Here is a 15,876-nt window from a genome sequence, read left to right as displayed (position 1 = left end):
CCCAACTGGAGCTGCAGCAGATCCTGAACCAGCTGGAATACGAGGAGTCGCGGCAGATGATGTCGAACGGCGGTCTGGCCCGGAACCTCACGGAGTACGAGGCGATTGCCGGGACATGGCGTTATCTGATCGAGCACCGACAGAAGGTCGCTACCATCACGGCGGCGGACGTGATGCGGGTCGCCAACAAGTATTTCACCCGCGACAACAGGAATGTCGGGTTCATAACCAAGAAACAGTAGCGCGGGATAGATTCGGATAAATTCGGATCAAAGACAACAGTCGGCAAAATCGTTGCGCTAACGACGGGAAAGGCAAATCCCCCCTGTCCCCCCTTTGACAAGGGGGGGACCTCAGGCAGCGGAACGGTCTTAAGGAGGGGCTTCCTCTGGGACGTGAGGGACAACGGATCGGCCTGAAGAAAAGACTCGGGGACATAAGTGCACCTATCGTCCGTTAAGGAAGCTCTCCTGAAGGAGACGGGGCAACTGAACTCTGTCTTCAAAGAAGAAGTTCCATATGACACATCAAGTTTCCAGCATCTCGAGAAGACGCTGACAGGGGTACTTAGAATGAATCGATATGACAACAGCAGAGGGTTACTCGGAATCAAGAATGTGCCGCGGCTGTCGTGGCTCTGCCTGCTGATGGCGCTCCTCGCCGGATGCGCCACGGCCCGGAACGCCGCAAAGGTCGATGCCGCTACCGAGGCGCAGACCACTGTCGAGCGGGGAGTGAATCCCCGCACCATGGCCTTTTCTCCGCTCAATTTTCGGCTACCGAAAAGCGAGAGGGTGCAGCTCAAGAATGGCATGATCGTCTACCTGCTGCAGGACCACGAGCTCCCGCTGGTCAGCGTTACCGCCTACCTGAACGCCGGCAGCATCTACGATCCCGCCGACAAGGTAGGCCTCGCCGCCATTACCGGCGCCACCCTCCGTAACGGAGGCACCATCAAGACCTCGCCGGGCGAGATGGATAAGGAGCTCGAATTCATGGCCTCCTCCATCGAGGCCGTCATCAACGCCGACCATGCCACGGTCTCCCTTTCCACCCTTACCAAGAACCTGGACCGCACCCTGGAACTCTTCACCCAGGTCCTTACGGAGCCGGCTTTCAACCCGGCCCGGGTGGAACTGGCCCGGAACCAGGCGATCGAGGCGATCAGGCGGCAGAACGATGACCCGAAGGCCATCGCGGGGAGAGAACTGAATAAGGCCATTTATCCGGGCCATCCGCTGGGCCAGATCCCTACGCTGTCGTCGGTGCGTGCAGTCACCCGTGAGGACCTGATCTCCTTCCACCAGCGCTACTTCTACCCGGCCAACACCGTCCTGGCTGTCTCAGGGGACTTCGATAAGGAGAAGCTTCTGGCGAGCCTGGATAAAATGCTCGCGGGGTGGCAGAACCACCAGCCTTCCTTCCCCGAGGTTCAGGTCCCCAAGGAGGACCTCCATCCGGAGGTGCTCCACGTGCAGAAGGAGGTGAACCAGTCGGTCATCCGCATGGGACACCTGGGCATCGACAAGAACAATCCCGACCTTTACGCGATCAAGGTCATGGACTATATCCTCGGTGGCGGCTTCACCTCCCGGCTGACCCAGGAGATCCGCTCAAACCAGGGGCTGGCCTACAACGTCGACAGCTACTTCGAGACCGGCCGCAGGTTCCCCGCGCCGTTCATCATCGAGACGGAGACCAAGTCGGAGACCACGGCCAGGACCATCGCGCTGGTGAAATCGATCGTGACGGGATTGACGCAGGCGGAGGTCTCGGATGTGGAGCTGAAACTGGCGAAGGACCATATCATCAACTCCTTCATCTTCAGCTTCGAGCGTAGCGACGCGGTCGTGAACCAGCAGGCGCGGCTGGACTTCTACCACTTCCCCGCCGGCTACCTGGAGAACTTCCGCGACAACGTCGCCAAGGTGACCAAGGCTGATGTGCTGCGGGTCGCGCGGAAGTACCTGCAGCCGGAGGCGATGAAGCTGGTCGTGGTGGGGAATGAAAGAAAGTTCGAAAAGCCGCTTTCGCAGTTCGGGAACGTGCAGGAGATACCTCTGGTAATCAAGTAAGGAGGAAGTTATGGCTACATGGAAATGCAAGAGCTGCGGATTTACCAAGGACGGCAGGTGCAAACCCCAGAAGTGCCCCCAGTGCCAGGAGAAGGGGAACTTCGAGAAGAGTGAGGAGTAGGAAACCGGGCTAAAGGCTTAGGGCTAAAGGCTAAAGGAAATGCGAACGGGCTGGAGGGAATTCCCTCCAGCCCGTTTTCTTTGCGGCAAAACCGGCGGCGATGGTAGCTTCCCCCACCCCGTGCCCCCCCCTCCCTCCAGGGGAGGGGGGACCGCTGGCGAAGGAGCCTGAAAAGATCGCGGGGAGTTTTCTGGTCACCCGGAAAAACGGGGGGGCGCTTCTACTCTCCGGAAAAGACGGGGGTGCGCTTCTCGAGGAAGGCCTTGATCCCTTCCTCGTAGTCCTTGCTGTCGTAGACGGTGCGGCGGAGGCCCTGTACTCGCTCGAAGGTGACAGGGCTCAAGGGGTGGGCGCTGGCGAGCAGCCTGATCTGCTCCTTTATCACGGCGATGCTGAGGGGACTGTTTTTGGTGATCTTGCCCGCCAGCTCGTAGGTGAAGTCCTCCAGGCTCTCCACGTCCACTATGTGGTTGAGGAGCCCGGCTTTGTAGGCCAACTCGGCCGAAACAGGCTCGGCGGTGAAGAACATCTCCTTGGCCAGGTTGACCCCCATGATGTTCATGAAGTGGAGGATTCCGGAGACGTTGTACGGCACGCCGATCTTGGCGGGAGTCATGCAGAAGGAGGACGACTGGCAGCCGATCTGGATGTCGCAGGAGAGGGCCAGGTCGCAGGCACCTCCCCACACGCTCCCCTCGATCATGGCGATGACCGGGACAGGGAGGCTCTGGATCACCCGCAGCACTGTGACCAGCGGGTCGTTGTAGGAGAGAGGGTCGCGCCCGGGAAGAGGGAGCTCGTGCACGTCGTGCCCCGCCGACCAGACCTTCGAGCCCTTGAGGGCGCGCAGGACCAGCACCCGCATCTTCCCCTTCTGCAGGGCGCCGACGGCGTCGAGCACCTCGCTGACCAGTTCCTTGCTCAGTATGTTGCGGTGCTTGGGGTTGTTGAAGGTGATGGTACCTATGTTGTCCTGCAGCTGAGTATTGATGATCGCCATGGTTTCCCCCTTGCCGGTATCGACGAGGTTGTAGCGTTTCTCCAGTCCCGACTCACATAGTGTACCATCTACTCCGCTGACGTCAGAGAACCCTCGATTCCTTAAGGAGGCTCAGGAAATGATCCAGCCGGTAACCCGAAGCGGCAGCGGCTTCGCAAAGGATTGCGCAGATGGCGCCCTCCGGCTCATGCCGCGTCCCCGCCAGGTACGGCGAGAGCCGGGCGATCCAGTCGAGGAGGAGCTCGAAGCGCTCCTTGTTGAAATATTCGACCCCGCCTGCTTCGTGCCGCTGCAGGAACCAGGCGGCCGCCGGGTCCTCGAAGAGGGCGGTGCATCCTTCCACCGCGCCCTCCTTCTGGCACTGCGCCAGGAAGAGCTTGTGCCTCAAGAGCACCAACAACAGCTCTCCCCACTGATGCGGGTAAAATGCCGCGGGTTTATCGGGCGTCTCCGCAATGGCACCGAAGGCCTCGACCACGGGGCGGATCAGACCGTAGGTGTCGATCGCGTCCGCCGATTCGCCCCCGGTCAGATCCCCTGTGCGGTGCAGGGCCAGGAAGGAGCAGAGGAGGAGCCAACCGTGGGGGTCGGTGGCGGGATCGACCGGCGGTTTCTTGAGCGCCTGCGAAATTTCGGTCCCGAAGGTCATCAGCAGGGCCCGCTGGGCCTTCTCCTTGGCCTGCGGGGCCAGCGCCTTGTATAAGGAAGCCAGAAGCGGCTCGAGGGGCGGGATCCTCGACTCCAGATCGGTCTCGGGCTCGGCCTCGCTGGCCGCCACCTTGTGGAGGAAGGCGCGCAGCGCATCGTTGGCCCCAGCCCAGCGGATCTGCTTGACCTCCTCGTCCAGGTTCTCCACCCCGGCACCGTTCAGCCGGTAGCAGAGCGCGCCCCAGGTGCCGAACTCGTCGTCCCGGATCTCCCGGAAATCGAGGAAGGCGTGGTACTCGTACCCTTCCATCTCCACGTAGAGCCCCTGCTCGCACAGGTCGCGGCCGTTTCTGATGTAGCTCAGGCCGGTCGCGTAATCCTTGAAGGTGTAGTATTGCCGGCCGTCGCAGTTGAATTCGAGCGCCTCGCCCAGGCTCCTTTGCACCAGGCTGCTCCCGCCGTTGTCGTCCTTTCTCAGCACCGCGCAGGAGAACCTGATCCAGCCGGCGGTATGGGCGTAGCGGTTGTGATAGAGAATGAGGCCGCGCTCGGAACCGGAGCGGTTGGAGTAGGCGAAGACGTTCTCGTCCACGTGGTTTCCGCTGTAGAAGTCGTAGAGGACGAACTGGTCGGAGCCGGAGAAGATGTGGCGCCGGCGCATGAGCGGGAAGATGTGGCTCTCGTGCCTTTGGACCAGCTGCTGGTCGATCGGCTCGTCCCAGTAAGCCCGCTTGTACTCCATGCCGTACTTCTCGTGGAAGCCCTCGATCTGGCCGTGCCCGAACATGGGAAGCCCCGGCATGGTGACCAGGAGCACGGTGGCGCCGAAGTACTTTCCCTCCTTGCCGAACTGCTCCACAGCGGTCCGCTCGTCGGGATTGTTCATGAAGTTAACGAAACGCTTGAGGATCTCGGGCTCGAACTCCAGCACGTTCTTCAGCGTTTGACGATACTTGGCGTTCTCCTCCATCTTGAGCATGTTCATGAAGGCGCTGTTGTAGACCCGGTGCATCCCGAGGGTCCTGACGAAGTACCCCTCCATGAGCCAGAAGGCCTCGGCCAGCAGGAGGGTGTCCGGCGCCTCGGTCGCCACCCGGTCCACCACCTCCCGCCAGAACTCGTTGGGGAAGGCCTGGTCGAAGCTTGGCTGGTCCATGCCATGCTCGGCCCGGGAGGGGACGCCGCTTCCGTGCCCCGGAAGGGGGTACCAGAGCCGCTGGTAGTGCTTCTTGGCCAGGGTCATGGCGGCGTCGAAGCGGATGATCGGGAACTGACGCGCCACGTGGAGGATGGTCTGGATCACCGCCTCGCGCACCTGGGGCATCAGGTAGTTGAGCTGGGCGGTGTCGTTCCAGGGGGTGGAGGTGCCGTCATTGCCGTGGTAGATGTAGCGGGCCCGGCCGTTGGAATGGTCGACGTGCTTGAAGACGACGGCTGCGTCCCGTTTGTCCCAGTAACCGTCCTCGATGTACAGGCCGATGCGGCCGTCGTCGGAGAGGTTCGGGCCGTTGAACTGGTAGTCCGGGTAGGGAGGGTAGTCGAGCTGGATGAACCAGTCGGGGTGCTCCAGGGTCCATTTCGAATAGAGCCCGGTGTGGTTGGGGACCATGTCGCTGGCGACGCGGATCCCGCGCTCGGCGCAGCGCCGCTTCAGGTCGTCCAGGGCCCAGTCCCCGCCCAGGTCGTTGGCTATCACGTAGTCGTAGAGGGAGTAGGCGGAGGAGATGGCGTCGATGTTCCCGCTTATGTGCTTGATCTTCTTCGAGGAGGGGGAGCGCTCCCAGATGCCGATCAGCCATAGCGCCGAAAAGCCCCAGCGCGCCAGCTTGTCCAGCTCGGCGTCCGGGATCTGGTCCAGGGTGCGCACCTCGATGCCGTAGTGCTGGGAAAGCTGCCCCAGCCAGACGTAGACCATCTTGGCCATCATCACCACGTTGGGCATCCAGTCGGCGTCGGGGGAGAAGCGCTCGTACTCGGGGTATTCCCCCCCCTTTCCGTAGCGGCCGAACTTGAGCACGGAAGTGTCGGCTCCTCCGCGCCCCTGGAAAAAGGAGCGCCCCTCCTGGGAGACTATGTCCAGCGCGGTGATCAGTTCCGCCAGCAGGTCGGCGGGGAGGAACGAGGCCCAATGCTCCCTGATGTAGGCGATCTGGCCGGTGAGGGAATCGGGGGAGGCCTTGATCGGGGCCCGCAAAAGCTCCGGCAGCGGCACGTTGACCGGCTGGAAGGGCGGGGTCTCGGCCAGCCGCCGGTCCAGTTCCCCGGTGACCTTGAGGTAGGGGGAGCTCTCCTCCAGCTCAGTCGCCTCGAAAAGCTGGCGAAACTGGTCCAGGGCGCGGTTCTCCCCGTTGAGCATCAGCAGCAGGCACTCCGCCGCCAGCGACGAGCGGTGGTTGAGGGCTTGGTCATCACTGGCGAGGTGTTCCTCCGGGCTCTCCTGACCCAGCACCATTTTCCTGGAGGGAAAGAGCTCCATGAAGCGGGTCAGCGCCTGGGCAGCCTCGCCGGAAAAGGAGGGATACCCCGCCTGATAGGCCAGCCTGGGCAGCACCTCGGGCTGCTGGGCCGTGCAGTAGACCCCGATCAGGTAGCGGAAGACCCGGTTCAGTATGGAGTAGAGATGAAGCAGGCCCGGCTGGATGCGGGGCTCGTCGGGACCTATCTGGCGGTTGACCCTGGCGGCGATGCGCCGGGCGTAGATGATGCCTGGAACGTTTCCCAATTCCTCGAGGAGGTTGCGCAGGTCGATCCTGCCGCCGCATTCGGCGGAGATCTGTATGTAAAAGGGGAAGTAGTGTGAATTGACAAATCTCTGCTTCATGAAGCACCTCGTCCTGTATATGCTGATTGTGATGCTGCCGCTGGCAAGATGGACAGTCACATATCATACATTGGAAAATGTCCACTGTCTTTAAAAAATTTTATTAAGTTTTTAGCATGCCCGCATGACTCGGGGCTTGGCAGCCATTTACCCTTGACACAGTTGGCGATTTGCCCTAAATCTAGCTTAGTCCAAGGAAAGGCACCGTTTTTACACAGGGTCGACACCATTACAGCTCCAAATATCCTAAATATTCTCCGCCGGCACCGGTGTATTGTCGTCCCGGCGCTCCTGATACTGATACTGATCCCGGTCGCACGCTTCGGCGCCTTTCTCACCCTCCCCCCGGGGAAGGGAGCACGGGTCGAGCTCGTGGAGCTGGGGCGCGGCCGAAGCCTCAAGGCCGCGGCCGCCACCCTGCAGGCCCGCGGCATCATCTCCAGCGCCAGGCTCTTCACCCTCTACGCCCGGCTGAAGGGGGCGGATGCCAAGGTCAAGGCGGGGGTGTACCAGCTCAACGACGGGATGCGCCCGGGCCAGATCCTCGACAAGATGCTGGCAGGCGACATCTACCAGCGTCTCTTCGCCCTCCCGGAAGGTTACTCGATCTATCAGATTGCCGAGATGCTGGAGAAGAAGGGCTTCTACAGGAAGGATGTCTTTCTCGACGCCTGCAAGGACCAGGGCCTCCTGGCCGAGCTCGGCATAAGGGCCCGCAGCGCCGAGGGGTACCTCTTCCCCGGCAGCTACAACATCCTGCCGGGGAGAAGCGCCCCCGACGTGGTGCGCGAGATGGTCCTCAGGCAGCGGGAACTGCTGGAGAACAGGATGCGGCAGCAGGCGAGCAAGGAAGGCCTGTCGAGGGACGAAGTGCTGACGCTCGCCTCCATGGTGGAAAAGGAGGCGGTGATCCCGGCGGAGAAGCCGGTGATCGCGGCGGTCTTCCATAACCGGCTGAGGAAGGGGATGCGGCTGCAGAGCGACCCGACGGCGGTTTACGGACTACGGGCTTTCGGCGGCAAGGTCTCGCGGCAGGACATCCTCAAGTCAACACCCTACAACACCTACCTGATCTACGGCCTGCCGCCCGGCCCGATCGGGAACCCCGGGAAGGAAGCGATCGACGCAGTCCTCAATCACCCGGCCGTTCCCTATCTCTACTTCGTGGCCCGCGGCGACGGCAGCCACCAGTTCAGCAGCGACCTCACCTCCCACAACGAGGCGGTCCGCAGATACCTCAAGAGCAAATGAGGCACCCCGGGGAGCATCGATGACCACCCGCATAGTACTCGCGGAAGACAATGAGCGGCTGGCCGGCATGCTTCGCACCATGCTGGTGTCGCTGGGGCACCAGGTGATCTGGGCGGCCGACGGCCCGACCGCGCTGGCGGCCCTGCAGCGTGGCGGGGTGGACCTCCTTATCCTCGACCTGAAGCTTCCGGGGATGAACGGGGTCGAGATCCTCAAAACGGTACGCAAGACCCCTGAGCTGAAGAGGCTCGAGGTGGTCATCATGACCGGGGTCTATCGCGGCGAGGCCTACGCCCGGGCAGCCGAGAAGCTCGGGGTCAAGGCATACCTGGAAAAACCCTTCGGCAAGGACGCCTTCCTGGAGGCGGTCCGGTCGGCCCAAGGAGGAAAGACGCTGTCTCTGACCGAGCTCCTCATCGACCTCTTCCGGAACCACAGGAGCGGCACGCTGCAGCTCCCCGGCGGCGGGACGGTAACCGTCCTGCACGGTGAACCGGTATCGTTCTCCTCCCCGGAGTTCATCCCCTTCCTCCTCTCCAACGGGCACCTGTCCCGCCCCGACCTGGAGCAATACCCCCAGCAGGGGAGCCGGCTGCAGCTCACCGAGACCGGGCTTCTCACCTACGACGAGCTCATTGACCAGTCGCGCCTCTTTCTCTCCAGGAAGCTTGCGGAAGCGATCCAGCAAAACGCCGTGGTAAAATTCGTCCCCGACAACCTGAAACCCGAGCTGCCGCTCACCGCCGTCCCGCTGCCACGGCTCATGCACCAGGCCGCCCGCAGTGCCGCCGCCGGCTTCGAGCTCGGCCCCTTCCTGGAGAAGGACGGAGCGCTCTTCCCGGTCAGGACCGCGCAGTACTACCGCCTGGCGAACCTGCTCAGCATGAGCCGGGAGGAGATCGAGCTACTCGAGCAGCTTGAGCGGGGAGAGAATCTCAGCGCCGTCGTCGGTGCAGGGTCCGACCGCTCCAGGTCGGCCTCGTTCCTTCACTTCCTGATCCGCATGGGGATGATCTCGCTCCACCCCACGCCTTCGCCCCACCAGGCGCCCGACTTCCCGCAGAAGCGGCTCTTCAACCGCCCCATCGAGGAGGTGACCCAGGGTGAGGGCGAGACCATGAGCTTCGACGACCTGGTGGACGAGGTTTCGGACTCGGTGGAGCTGGTGGTCGGCGAGGAAGGGATGGCGGCGCCCCTTTCCGCCCACGAGATCAGCTTCGAGCAGGACGTGCAGCGCGATTACGCCGCCATCCAGGACAAGAACTACTACGAGATCTTCTCGTTGACCCAGGCGAGCTTCAGCTTCGCGGGATTGAAGGAAGCCTACTTCGGGAAGACCCGCCAGTACTCGGCGGATCGCTTCATGGAACTCTCGGGCGCCACCCTCTCCCGCGCCCAGGACGTCCTCTCCCATTACGCCAACGCCTACAACACCCTCTCCAACGTGATCGCCAAGGAACGCTACGACGAGATGCTGAAGGCCAACAGCCTCGGCAGCGGACGCGAAGAGGACCAGCTCCAGGCGCGGATCCAGTTCCAGTCGGGCAAGGTCTTCCTGGAGATGGAGGACTACGCCAACGCGGAGCGGGCGCTGCAGGAGGCCTACACCCTCGACCCGCAGGACTCCCTCACCAGCGCCTACCTGGCCTGGTCGATTTACAAGAACCCCTCCAACCGGGGCTCCAGCACGTCCAACGACAAGTGTCGCATGCTCCTCTCCAAGAGCCTCCAGATGGGGAGGTGCGCCGAGGCCTTCGCCTTCCGTGGCTGGATGCTCCTGGACGAGGGGAGAGAGGGGCTGGCGGAAGGCGAGTTCCAGAAGGCGCTGAAGCTCAGCCCGCGGGAGCGGACGGCGCTGAACGGGATGAAGCTGATCGCCGAGCGGCGCGAGGCGGAGAAGAAAGGACTTTTCAAACGCATCTTCGGCTGACCCGGCCAAAACCCGCAAAATTTCTCTTATGAGTTTCCTCACCGGGGTGCCAGGCGCACCCCTTTTTCGTTGACCTCGAATCCCCACCACTAATCCTCGAACACCCGATTTCTCACCCCCATTCCCCGGGGGCCGAGGCGCCCTTCCCCAGCCATCTCTCCTTTGACAAGGGAGTTGCCATCCAATCATTAACTTGTACTATTTAACGCGTATTTAAGTTTCAGCCTCGACACCCGATTTCGCATCCAGATTCACCCCCCCACACCAGAGGGAAAGGAGGAAGTCATGAAAAGGGTTATTCTCCTCGCCGGCCTGCTGATCTTCAGCGTGGCGACAGGACAGGCAGCGGACGATGTGATCAAGATCGGCATGGTCAATGACCAGACCGGCGCCAACAAGGGGTCCGGCAGGGGCATGAAGGTCGGCGTCGACGCGTACTTCAAGGCGGTCAACGAGAAGGGAGGGGTCAGCGGCAAGAAGATACAGCTGGTTTCCGTCGATGACCAGATGGTGACCGAAAAGACGGTCGACGGCCTGCTCAAGCTGGTCGACGAACAGAAGGTCTTCGCCGTGGTCGGCTCGGTCGGCTCCTCGAACTGCGTGGCCAGCCTCCCCATCGTCAAGGAGTACAAGCTCCCCTTCATCAATCCCAGGACCGGCGCCTCCGAACTGCGTAACCCGGTCATGAAGGAAGTCATCCACATCAGGGCCAGCTACCAGCAGGAGGTCGACAAGATCGTCGATCTGCTGGTGAAGAAAGGGGCCAAGCGCTTCGCCGTCTTCTACCAGAACGACGCCCTCGGGACCGACATCCTGGCCTCCGCGGACAAGGCGGTGAAACGTCATGGCCTCGCCCTCGTTTCCAAGGGTTCTTTCGAGCGCAGGACCGTCGCCGTCACCGCGGGCCTCGCCAGCATCATGACCGGGAAGCCAGACGCCGTCATCGTCGGGGCAGTCTACGCCCCCGGCGCCGAGTTCATCAAGCTCGCCAGGAAGGAAGGTCTCACCGCCCATATGGCAGCCTGCTCCTTCGCCGGCGGATCCAACCTGGTCAAGGCGGTCGGGTCGGCCGCCGAGGGGCTGATCATGAGCCAGGTGGTGCCGGACCTGAGCGATCTCTCGCTGCCGATCACCAAGGAGTGCAAGGAAGCGATCGAGAAGAACCCCGAGGAGGTGGGGTTCAACGAGGTCAGCATGGAAGGATGCATGGCCGCCAAGTCCATCGTGATGGCGCTGGAGAAGGCGGGGGCGAACCCCACCAAGGAAGCCTTCCTCAACGCCTATGAAAGCATGAAGGACGCCGATATGGGCGGGATCAAGCTGACCTTCACCGCCACCGACCACCAGGGGCAGGACAACGTCTACCTGCAGATCGTGCAGGGGAGCAAGCTCTCGCCCTTGAAGAACTGATTGTCCGGGCCTGCAGCCCGGGAGCGCCCGCCCCGCCTCCGCGAGACCGCGCTTCAGTCCGGAAATGAAATGAACACTCCAGGAGCGGTGAAATGACTGTCAAAAGCAAGCTGCTCGGCAACGTCGCGCTGACCATCATCGGCATCTCGGTGATTGCCGGAATCGGGCTCTTCTCCATCTCCAAGGTCAAGTCCAGCATCGAAATCCTGACCGGCAAGTCCACCCCGCTGCACCTCAAGATGCTGGAACTGCAGCAGACCGTGGAAAAGGTCTCAGCCGACTTCATGAGGCTGGAGATGACCACGGAACCGGCGGAGGTGGCGAAGCTCTCGGAGACCATCACCAACCGGATCCAGAGGATGGAGACCCTGAACGAGGAGATCCTCGCCGGCGGAGCGGGCTCGAGCGGGGTCGACACCCAGGTGCTGCGGACCATCGAGAAGACCGTGGTGCAGGTGGCCTCCCAGCGGCTCAAGGACATGGCGCTCTTCAAGAACGAGATAGCCTCGGTCAACGCCGAGCTGCTAAAGGCGGAGTCGAGCGTGAGCGCCATGCGCAAGAGCATCAGCAGGATGGGGAGTAACGCCCTTTCGGCCATCAACTCCTCCCAGGCCGCCAACCTCCAGGTCAACAGCAGCATCAAGAAGCTCCTCACCCTGCAAAGCCGCCTGAAGGACATAAACATCATCCTGAGCGACCTCGAGCTGGTCAAGAACAAGTTCAAGATCGGTCCCCTCAAGGAACGGCTGAAGAACACCGTGGAGCTGACCAAGAATATCGAGGTGGAACCGGGGGACAACCCGGCCATCAAGGAGGTCAAGGGTGTCGCCATGGACATCCTCAACAAGATCGGCGCGGAGGAAGGAGGTCTGGTGGCGCTCAGGCTGGAGATCCTCAGCACCCCCGACAAGGCCGAGACCGAGCAGTATGCCAACAAGAGCCGCGAGATCATGAAGCCGCTGGAGGATAACAGCAAGAAGATCTTCAACACCATCGACACCCTGGAGCTGCAGATCGTCAAGGACCGCAACAACGTGGTCTCCTCCCTGGGGTTCCAGAACGCCGCCAGCGCCGTCATCGAGGCGGGGAGCAGCATCAGCGTCGACGTGAAGGAGCTCAATGCCGGAGTCCGGCAGATGATGCTCTGCTCAACCGACGCAGAGGTGGCCAACCTCGCCGGATCGCTCTCCCAGGCCAAGAAGAGGATCGAGGGGAACGTGGCCATGGCCACCGGACTGCTGCTCAAGTCCGGCCAGAAGGAGCTGGCGAAAAGCATCGCCGAGGTCTCCGGGACCATACGCCGGGCCGGCGCGTCCATCCAGAAGATCGAGGCCACCAAGCTGAACGTGATCAAGAGCAACGTCGCCATGCAAAAGGCCCTCGATTCGGCGCGCGGGATCTCCAAAGAGCAGGCACTAAAAAGCGAGGAACAGGTCAAAAGCATCGGCGAGAACCAGCAGCAGATCCTGAGCGGCGTCCGTCAGGCCGTGAAGAACGCCACCCTCCTCTCGTTCGTGATGATCGGGGTTTCACTCGGCGTTGCCCTGGTCTCGCTGCTGATCAGCCTGCGCATCATCTCGTCCATCACCAAGCCCCTTGGTCACGCGAAGGAGGTCACGGCCGAGATCGCCAGCGGCAACCTGACCAGGAGGATACAGCTCGCCTCCCAGGACGAGATCAGCGAGATCTGCCACAGCATCAACAACATCGTGGTCCACTTCCACGACGTGATCTCCCGGGTCTCCCACAACACCCAGCAGGTGTCCTCGGCCTCGGCCCAGCTTTCCACGGCGTCGGAGGCCATGGCTTCCGGCGCCGCCCGGGTCGCGGAGCAGGCCGCCACAGTCGCCACCGCCAGCGAGCAGATGGCAGCCACCTCCAACGAGATCTCGCTCAACTGCAGCCAGGCCGCCGCGGGCTCCCAGCAGGCCAATGACGCGGCCATCACCGGTGCCGGCGTGGTGAAGGGGACGGTGCAGGGGATGAATCAGATTGCGGAAAAGGTGCGCGAATCCGCGGTGACCATCGGCAACCTGGGGACCCAGTCGGAACAGATCGGGAACATCGTCAAGACCATCAACGACATCGCCGACCAGACGAACCTGCTGGCGCTGAACGCAGCCATCGAAGCCGCCCGCGCCGGCGACCACGGACGGGGCTTCGCGGTGGTGGCCGACGAGGTGCGCGCCCTGGCCGAGAAGACCAGCAGCTCCACCCGCGAGATCGCCGAGATGATCAAGTCGGTGCAGCAGCAGACGAGGGGCGCCATCAAGGTCATGGAGTCCGGCGTCACCCGCGTCGAGGAGGGGACGGTCGAAGCGGCCAAGTCCGGTACCGCCCTGGAGGAGATCCTGCAGCAGATAAGCGCCGTGACCATGCAGGTGAACCAGATCGCCACCGCCGCCGAGGAACAGACGGCGACCACCGGGGAGATCAGCAACAACATCCAGAGCATCAACGAGGTGGTGCAGGAAACCGCCAGGAGCGCGCAGGAATCGGCCTCCTCGGCCCTGCAGCTGTCACAGCTGGCAGACGAGCAGAAGAAGCTGGTCGGGCAGTTCAAGCTGGGGTGAGCGGCGCGGTGGGGCGAGCTTTCCAGCGGTTGGGACTGTAATTTCGGGGAGGGGTGCTGAGGCAGATTGGGAAACCGGCCCGGCCGCAGGGACGGCCAGGCCCCAACCAGGGCGAAAAGGTGGCACTATGGGTGGCAATCTGATCAAGGTCCTTATCGACAATCCTCTGATGCTTCTGCTGGTGGTGGCGGCAATCGGTTACCCACTGGGGCGGGTCAAAGTCTACGGCATCACCCTCGGTGTTGGCGCGGTCCTCTTCGTGGGGCTCGCTTTCGGCGCCATGCACCCCGACATGAAGGCCCCGGCGATCATCTACGTCATGGGGCAGGCGCTCTTCGTCTACACCGTCGGGCTCTCGGCCGGCCCCTCCTTCGTAACCCAATTCAGGCGGGACGGATTGAGGAGCAACATCTTTGCCGGGGGCATCTTGTGCGTCTCGGCTGCGCTTTGCATCGTCCTCCAGAAGTATCTGGCCATCAAGCCGGGAATCGCCGCAGGGATCTTCTGCGGCAGCCTCACCGCCTCCCCTGCCCTGGGTGGCGCCCTGGAATCGATCAGGCAGACCGCCCCTGACGAGTTGCTGGAAAAGCTCCTGGCCGAGCCGGTGGTAGGCTTCTCCGTCGCCTACCCCATAGGCGTCATAGGCCTCATGCTGACCATAAACGTCTGCCAGAAACTGTGGAAGGTGGACTACGCGGCCGAGTTCAAGGAATTGAGGAAACCCGACGTCCGCAAGAACCTGGTCCACTGCACCATCAAGGTGCAGAAGGTGGAGCCCGCAGGGACCACGGTGCAGGAACTAAACCAGATCAACGACTCCGATATCGTCTTTTGCCGGGTGAAGAGGGGGGACGAGTTCTTTCCGGTACAGCCGGACACGGTGCTGGAGGGGGGTGACCTGGTGATGGTCGCAGGTTTCCCCGAGGAGATCGAGCGGCTGGCGGTCCTGCTTGGCGAAAGGAGGAGCAAGGAGCGGCTGGGGCTCGACAGGACCGAGTACGAGTACCGGCGGATCTTCGTCTCCAGCCCCCAGGCGGTCGGCCGGACCATCGGGGAGCTGCACCTCGACGAGCGCTACGGCGAGGTGGTCACCAGGGTGCGCCGCGGCGACAACGAGCTGATACCCGACGCCGGGATGGTGCTGGAACTGGGCGACGTGGTGCGGGTGCTGGCCCACAAGAGCAACATCGATGAAGTGACGAGGTTCTTCGGCAATTCCTACCGCAAGGTGAGCGAAGTCGACGTCATGACCTTCAGCCTCGGCCTCACCATCGGGCTGATCCTCGGTCTCATCCCCTTCCCCTTCCCTGGGGGCGGCTCGATGCAGCTGGGCTTCGCCGGCGGTCCGCTGATCGTGGGCATCCTCCTCGGGACCTTCGGGCGGACCGGGAAGATGGTCTGGAGCCTCCCCTACAGCGCCAGCATGACCTTGAAGCAGGTCGGCCTGGTCCTCTTCCTGGCAGGGATCGGCACCCGCTCCGGATACAGCCTGGTCACCACCTTGAGCCAGGGTGGCGGCGGGGCCATCTTCATCGCCGGTATCACCATCACCGCCGTCACCGCCTTTCTGGGTCTCTTCATAGGTCACAAGATCATGAAGATCCCGATGAGTCTCGTGGTAGGGATCGTGGCCGGCATGCATACCTCGACGCCGGGGCTTGGGTATATCAAGGAGCAGACCGGCAATGACCTCCCCGATAACGGCTACGCCTGCGTATTCCCCTTTGCCACCATCGGCAAGATCGTCCTGGTCCACATTCTCCTGGTAATGACGGCATAGCCTCTAACAAGGCGGTCCAAGGCAGCTAGAAGGCCCATCGAGAACTCCGGTGGGCCTTCTTTTTTGGCCCGCTTATCCAGCAGCGTAAGCAGATTCCGGTGCTGAATCTTCCCGCGTTACACGTATAGATTTTCTATACAGGCCGCACCTCAGGCCAAAACCGCCCCAAATCCCGCACGTGCCGCGAATTCCAGGAGAACGCCATTGCCGGGCTGCAGAGAGTGTATATCCGCCCTATACACCTGCCGTTTCTCTCCCCCCTGCAGC

At 62.4% G+C, this 15,876-nt stretch carries 9 protein-coding genes and 1 pseudogene; 8 read left to right on the top strand and 2 right to left on the bottom strand.

Annotation, left to right across the window (positions count from 1 at the left end; all coding sequences use genetic code 11):
- From AC11W3_RS15970 to AC11W3_RS15960, 3 genes and pseudogenes are all read left to right on the top strand, one after another.
- A pseudogene (locus AC11W3_RS15970) lies at positions 1-242 on the top strand (M16 family metallopeptidase); the annotation flags it as partial.
- Between the two features lie 330 nt (positions 243-572).
- Positions 573-2,075 (top strand): M16 family metallopeptidase, encoded by a 1,503-nt coding sequence (locus AC11W3_RS15965; protein ID WP_484093337.1) that lies wholly within the window; start codon positions 573-575, stop codon positions 2,073-2,075.
- Between the two features lie 10 nt (positions 2,076-2,085).
- The gene (locus AC11W3_RS15960; protein WP_484089003.1) at positions 2,086-2,196 is read left to right on the top strand and encodes an RCKP-type rubredoxin-like domain-containing protein; all 111 of its coding nucleotides are present in this window, start codon (positions 2,086-2,088) and stop codon (positions 2,194-2,196) included.
- A gap of 220 nt (positions 2,197-2,416) precedes the next feature.
- Here AC11W3_RS15960 and scpB read toward each other — a convergent pair whose 3' ends face one another.
- Together scpB and AC11W3_RS15950 are read right to left on the bottom strand one after the other, a co-directional pair.
- Positions 2,417-3,196: a methylmalonyl-CoA decarboxylase gene (gene scpB / locus AC11W3_RS15955; protein WP_484093336.1), complete on the bottom strand. Its 780-nt coding sequence runs from the start codon at positions 3,194-3,196 to the stop codon at positions 2,417-2,419.
- 82 nt (positions 3,197-3,278) lie between these two features.
- On the bottom strand, positions 3,279-6,665 hold the full coding sequence (locus AC11W3_RS15950; protein WP_484093335.1) for an alpha-amylase family glycosyl hydrolase: 3,387 nt from the start codon (positions 6,663-6,665) through the stop codon (positions 3,279-3,281).
- A 228-nt stretch (positions 6,666-6,893) separates the two neighbouring features.
- Between AC11W3_RS15950 and mltG the strand changes: the two genes are divergently transcribed.
- The 5 genes from mltG (at position 6,894) to AC11W3_RS15925 (ending at position 15,609) form a co-directional block, all read left to right on the top strand.
- Positions 6,894-7,916 (top strand): endolytic transglycosylase MltG, encoded by a 1,023-nt coding sequence (gene mltG / locus AC11W3_RS15945; RefSeq protein WP_484093338.1) that lies wholly within the window; start codon positions 6,894-6,896, stop codon positions 7,914-7,916.
- A gap of 19 nt (positions 7,917-7,935) precedes the next feature.
- Positions 7,936-9,846 (top strand): response regulator, encoded by a 1,911-nt coding sequence (locus AC11W3_RS15940; protein WP_484090313.1) that lies wholly within the window; start codon positions 7,936-7,938, stop codon positions 9,844-9,846.
- Positions 9,847-10,131: 285 nt separating this feature from the next.
- Positions 10,132-11,256, top strand: a complete 1,125-nt coding sequence (locus tag AC11W3_RS15935; RefSeq protein ID WP_484093334.1) for an ABC transporter substrate-binding protein — start codon at positions 10,132-10,134, stop codon at positions 11,254-11,256.
- 92 nt (positions 11,257-11,348) lie between these two features.
- Positions 11,349-13,829: a HAMP domain-containing methyl-accepting chemotaxis protein gene (locus AC11W3_RS15930; RefSeq protein WP_484090315.1), complete on the top strand. Its 2,481-nt coding sequence runs from the start codon at positions 11,349-11,351 to the stop codon at positions 13,827-13,829.
- Between the two features lie 139 nt (positions 13,830-13,968).
- Positions 13,969-15,609 (top strand): aspartate:alanine exchanger family transporter, encoded by a 1,641-nt coding sequence (locus AC11W3_RS15925; RefSeq protein ID WP_484090448.1) that lies wholly within the window; start codon positions 13,969-13,971, stop codon positions 15,607-15,609.
- Positions 15,610-15,876: the final 267 nt, after the last annotated feature.

This window comes from Geomonas sp. (assembly GCF_056994735.1).
Note: the sequence above shows the minus strand (reverse complement) of the source record. Positions and strands in the feature narration are given on the sequence as shown.

Coding starts and splice junctions, on each gene's coding strand:
- AC11W3_RS15965 (WP_484093337.1), top strand. CDS start 573: ATGAATCGATATGACAACAGCAGAGGGTTACTCGGAATCAAGAATGTG.
- AC11W3_RS15960 (WP_484089003.1), top strand. CDS start 2,086: ATGGCTACATGGAAATGCAAGAGCTGCGGATTTACCAAGGACGGCAGG.
- scpB (WP_484093336.1), bottom strand. CDS start 3,196: ATGGCGATCATCAATACTCAGCTGCAGGACAACATAGGTACCATCACC.
- AC11W3_RS15950 (WP_484093335.1), bottom strand. CDS start 6,665: ATGAAGCAGAGATTTGTCAATTCACACTACTTCCCCTTTTACATACAG.
- AC11W3_RS15940 (WP_484090313.1), top strand. CDS start 7,936: ATGACCACCCGCATAGTACTCGCGGAAGACAATGAGCGGCTGGCCGGC.
- AC11W3_RS15935 (WP_484093334.1), top strand. CDS start 10,132: ATGAAAAGGGTTATTCTCCTCGCCGGCCTGCTGATCTTCAGCGTGGCG.
- AC11W3_RS15930 (WP_484090315.1), top strand. CDS start 11,349: ATGACTGTCAAAAGCAAGCTGCTCGGCAACGTCGCGCTGACCATCATC.